We start from the raw sequence: 1,309 nt of genomic DNA on the forward strand, positions 1-1,309 counted from the left end.
GTGCTGCCTAGCGTACCCTTTTTCTACTAAGTGAATATCACTTGCGTGCCTTGCTCAGGCTGGTAGTCTAGCGCCTTCAAATTACTTTAAGGAAGATGGCCACATGATGAGCTACCTTCAGTCTATCAATCAAGACCTACAAAATCGCATGCGTGACTGGGCAAACAAACCTCAGTCAGACGCTTCAGGCTTTGTCTCCAAAGTTCAAAGCACCGCAATGACGGCTCTGTTGACCAAGTTTGTTGGTCAGGCGATTCCTTTTGCGACGCGAAATGGTTTTAAAGTACTTGAGGTAAAGCGCGGCTTTTTGAAAGCAGGTATTCCCCTTAAGCCAAACAAGAATCACTTTAATGCCATGTACGCAGGCGCGCTATTTACCGTCGCCGAAATTCCTGGGGGCATTATTTCAATGCTGAGCTTTGATGAGCGTTTTTATCCTGTCTTAGTCGACTTAAAGATGGAATTCATCAAGGTTGCCAAAACTGATGTCACGGTTGAGTTTGGTTTATCTGACCAAGAACTAGCCCGCCTGGAAGAAGAAACCTTGGCAGAAGGCAAGAGTAGCTTTGTCCTGGAAGGTGAGGTTAAAGACGCTGAAGGTACGATAGTGGCGAAAAGCTACGCGAATTATCAGGTAAGAATGCGCTAAGTAATATTTGGGTCAGAGTTCAGTTGGCTTTTTTGACTCTGACCCGAATGGCACTTACTTAAGCTTGATTTCGCCCCGAAACTCATCATTCCCGCGCACAAGGTGAATTGCGCAGCAAGAGAGGGCCGCCTGGGCGGGGCGGGAATCCATTGTTTTTCAGCCGTTTGGCTGACCTAGAGAGTTAAAAAAGACTAGAAATCTTTAGGTTAGCGATAGTCATGGTCCTTCAATTTCATTGAGTTAGCCTCAAAACAATGGATTCCCTTGTTCAAGGGAATGACGCCATTTTCTCCTTAAGTAAGTGCCATTCGACTCTGAACCTCTTTATTTTTACCTCGTTTATTTCTTATATAGCCAGCCTTTTCTTACCAAATGCTTTTCGCCTTCTACGGCGAAGAAAACTACTAAAGCTAGTCCACAGCAGATCAATAACTCCGTCATGGGGAGTGCCTGAGTTTTAAACCATTCGTTACCTAGTGGCGTGTAAATAACAAGTAATTGCAGTGCGAGAGTACTGATCAATGCCGCAATTAAGGCCTTATTGGTAAAGAACCCGATAGAAAACAGAGACAAGGTTTCTGAACGAATTGCCATGACATGCATGAGCTGGGATAAAGTCAGCGTGGTAAATACCATTGATTGCCAGTAGTCGGGGCTGTA

Annotated in this window: 2 protein-coding genes; one reads left to right on the forward strand and one right to left on the reverse strand. The window is 44.9% G+C overall.

Annotated features, from left to right (window positions below):
* The first annotated feature begins 103 nt into the window (after positions 1 to 103).
* A complete protein-coding gene (locus A3756_RS19635; RefSeq protein WP_082865366.1) occupies positions 104 to 649 on the forward strand; it encodes a PaaI family thioesterase in 546 nt (181 codons plus the stop codon).
* A 339-nt stretch (positions 650 to 988) separates the two neighbouring features.
* On the opposite strand, the gene A3756_RS19640 is transcribed toward A3756_RS19635, so the two are convergent.
* The coding region (locus A3756_RS19640) for a cation transporting ATPase C-terminal domain-containing protein (protein WP_197481402.1) at positions 989 to 1,309 on the reverse strand (321 nt) is incomplete at its 5' end.

Source organism: Oleiphilus sp. HI0086 (assembly GCF_001635225.1).